The 3,368-nt window shown below is 72.1% G+C and carries 3 protein-coding genes; 2 read left to right on the top strand and 1 reads right to left on the bottom strand.

The annotated features are described in order from the left end of the window. Both JWR81_RS00015 and JWR81_RS00010 read left to right on the top strand, forming a co-directional pair. On the top strand, positions 1-193 hold a 193-nt coding region (locus JWR81_RS00015), incomplete at its 5' end, for an SMP-30/gluconolactonase/LRE family protein (protein WP_297644924.1). Positions 194-906: 713 nt separating this feature from the next. Then, positions 907-2,121, top strand: coding sequence for a CaiB/BaiF CoA-transferase family protein (locus JWR81_RS00010; protein ID WP_297644921.1), 1,215 nt, complete (start codon positions 907-909; stop codon positions 2,119-2,121). A gap of 57 nt (positions 2,122-2,178) precedes the next feature. Here the strand turns inward: JWR81_RS00010 and JWR81_RS00005 are convergent. Continuing rightward, on the bottom strand, positions 2,179-3,368 hold a 1,190-nt coding region (locus JWR81_RS00005), incomplete at its 5' end, for a thiolase family protein (RefSeq protein ID WP_297644917.1).

Genomic DNA, 3,368 nt, shown 5'->3' with positions numbered 1-3,368 from the left:
CCGCTCGATCCCGCTGCCCTGCTCCAACCCGACCGCCCCGTGCTTCGGCGGCCCGGACCTGCGCACGATCTTCGTCACCTCGCTGCGGCACGGCGTGGCGCCGGACGTACTGGCCGCCAAACCGCTCTCGGGCGGGATCTTCGCCGTCCGCGTCGACGTACCCGGCGTCCCGATCAGCCGGTTCCGCGGCTGAGAACCAGGGAGGTAACACGTCGGACGCCGGTCTCCGGCCCGGAGCCGACGGCGGGTCGCAAGCCGCGTCCACGGAGGAGTTCGCCCCCACGGCCATCCCGGTGGAGCTGGTGCTGGTGGTCGAGACCGACGACGACCAGACGATCGTCCGCGCCGGCTCCTACGACTCCCGCGAGTACATCTACGACACACGTCGGCGGTGACCGACCACGACAGCTACCGCGTGGACGAGCGGCGGTCCACGATGACGTCGACGCCGACTGCCGGCGCGGATCGGCACAGAGCGCCGGCGACCGCGGGCGGCTCGCGACCGGACGCAGCGTCGGGGGCATGGGCCTGCCGCTGAAGCCGGAACGGCGGCGCCGTGGCCCGGCCCGTCGAGCGCACACCGGACCGCGCGAGCGGCTCCGCCCGACGCACGAGCACCGTCGACATGCTCCGACCGGGCCGGCGGGCTCGGCGATCCGCGCCTGGTCGTCCGCGCGATGGCGCGCGACGTCCTGACGGCGACGGCGGGGAAGCACATGTCCGTGACACCGCCCTTGGTCGGCTACCCATACACAACGTCAGAACTTGACGGCCAGATCTCGTTGTCATGCTGCTTGGAGGCATGACTTCGACGTGACATGACTGTTAGAGTGCCCTCCACCAGCGGCGCGGTGAAGCTGCGTTCCCGCGGGCAGGCAGTGTTCCATCGACGACGAGGAGCCGGCAGTGGTCGCCATCATGAACGGGATCAGGGTGCTCGAGGTGGCGTCCTGGACCTACGTCCCGGTAGCCGGCGGGATCCTCGCCGAGTGGGGCGCCGACGTGCTGAAGGTGGAGCACCCCGAGACCGGCGATCCGCAGCGCGGTCTGGTCACCTCCGGGCTGGTCCCGGCGGGCGGCGTCGCGCACATGGTGGAGCTGCCCAACCGGGGCAAGCGCAGCATCGGGCTGGACCTCAAGTCCGAGGAGGGCCGGGACCTGCTGATGCAGCTCGTCGCCCGCTCGGACGTGTTCCTGACGAACTTCCTGCCGGCCGCGCGGGCCAAGCTGCACATCGATGTCGACGACATCCGCGCGGTGAACCCGAACATCGTCTATGCCCGCGGTTCCGCACACGGCCAGCTGGGCCCGGACGCGAACCGCGGGGGCTACGACAACTCCACCTTCTGGGCCCGCTCCGGTGCCGCCGACACCGCGAGCCCCGACGAGCTCGGCTACCCCGTCACCCAGCCCGGCGCCGCGTTCGGCGACGTGCTCGGCGGCCTCACCATCGCCGGCGGCATCTCCGCGGCGCTGCTGCACCGCGAGCGCACGGGTGAGGCGCTCACCGTCGACAGCTCGCTGCTGGCGATGGGCGCCTGGGCCATGGGTGCGAACCTCGCCGCCGCCGCCGCCTTCGGCATCGAACGCATCCCCCGCTCCAAGCCCGCCGACGCCCCCAACGCGCTGGTCAACAGCTACCGGACCAAGGACGGCCGGTTCGTCTCGCTGGTGATGTTGGAGTCCGACCGGTTCTGGCCGGAGCTCACGACCGCGCTCGGCAAGCCCGAGCTGACAGCCGACCCGAGGTTCGTCGACCACGCGGCCCGGATGCGCCACAACAAGGAAGCCGTGGCGGAGCTCGCCGAGCTGTTCGGCGCCGTCACCTTCGAGGAGGCCCAGCGGATCCTCGGCAGCGGCCGCGGCGCGTGGGCCCCGGTGCACACCCCCCGCGAGGTGCTCTCCGATCCCCAGGTCATCGCGAACGGCTACCTCAACGAGCTCAAGGACGCCAACGGCACGCCCTTCCAGCTGGTGCCGGCCCCGCTGACGTTCAACGGCGAGTCCGGCGACACCCGTCGCGCCCCCGGTCATGGGGAGCACACCGACGAGGTGCTGGGCGAGCTCGGCATGGACATGGACCGGATCCTGGAGCTGAAGATCGCCGGCACGGTCCTCTAGCCCCCACCTGTGCGAGAGCCCCCGGGCCGGTCGGCCGGGGGCTCTCACACAGGACCGTCAGCCCTCCTTGCGCAGCAGCAGGCAGCCCGCCTCCGGGCCGCCCCCGATCCCCACCGCCGCGATCTCGACGTCCTTGGGGATCTGCCGCTCCCCCGCCTCGCCCCAGAGCTGCAGGCAGGCCTCGTGCAGGAAGCCGTAGCCGTGCAGGCGCCCCGCGGACAGCTGCCCGCCGTGGGTGTTGATCGGCAGCTCGCCGTCGAGGGCGTACCGGGCGGTCTCCTCGAGGAACGGCCCGGCCTCACCGTGCTTGCAGAACCCGAGGGCCTCGATCCACTGCAGGCAGAGGTAGCTGAAGCCGTCGTAGAGCTCGGCGAAGTCGACGTCCGCCGGGGTCAGCGAGGTCTGCTCCCACATGTGGTGCGCGGAGTCGTGCGCGGCCATCGTCGTCAGGTCGACACGCTGGTCCCAGGTGTGGCGCTCGTAGAGGCCCGAGCCCGCGGCCTCGATCGCGATCGGCGCCCGGCCGGACTCCGCGGCGGCGTCCCGGCGGGACAGGATGATCGCGGTGGCGCCGTCGCACGGGACGTCGCAGTCGTAGAGCCCGAACGGGTAGGAGATCAGCCGCGCGGACAGGTAGTCGTCCATCGTCATCGGGTCGCGGTAGATCGCCTTGGGGTTGCGGGCCGCGTTGCGGCGACCGTTCAGCGGGATCTGCCCGAGCTGCTCCCTGGTCAGGCCGAACTCGTGCATGTAGCGCATGGCGTACAGCGCGATCCAGTTCGCCGGGGACGCCGCGCCGAAGGGCATCCGGAACTCGGCGTGCCCGCCGGCCCGCATCTGCTTGCCCGTCAGCGCGGCCGCTCTCCCCTGCGCCTGCGCGGTCGACTCGAAGACGCTGCGGAAGCACAGGACGTGGGTGGCGCGGCCGGTGGCGATCGCGGACGCGGCGTCCATTAGGGTGCCCGCCTGGCCCGGCGTCTCCACCCCGCTCAGTGCCCAGGTGGTGCGCAGGCCGAGCGCGTCGCGGACCTCGTGCGTGGTGGCACCGACGAACCCGCCCTCCGCCACGACCGGGCCGGGGTAGCTGGCCACGCCGTCGACGTCCGCGGGATCGAGTCCCGCGTGCGCGATCGCCTCCAGTGCCGCGTCCAGGGCGAGGTCGACACCGCCGCGGCCGAGCTTGCGCCCGACCTCCGACTGCCCGATCCCGGTGATGACGACCTTGTCGTCGACGAAGCTCATGACGC

It is taken from the genome of Pseudonocardia sp. (assembly GCF_025965585.1).
GTDB lineage: Bacteria > Actinomycetota > Actinomycetes > Mycobacteriales > Pseudonocardiaceae > Pseudonocardia.
Note: the sequence above shows the minus strand (reverse complement) of the source record. Positions and strands in the feature narration are given on the sequence as shown.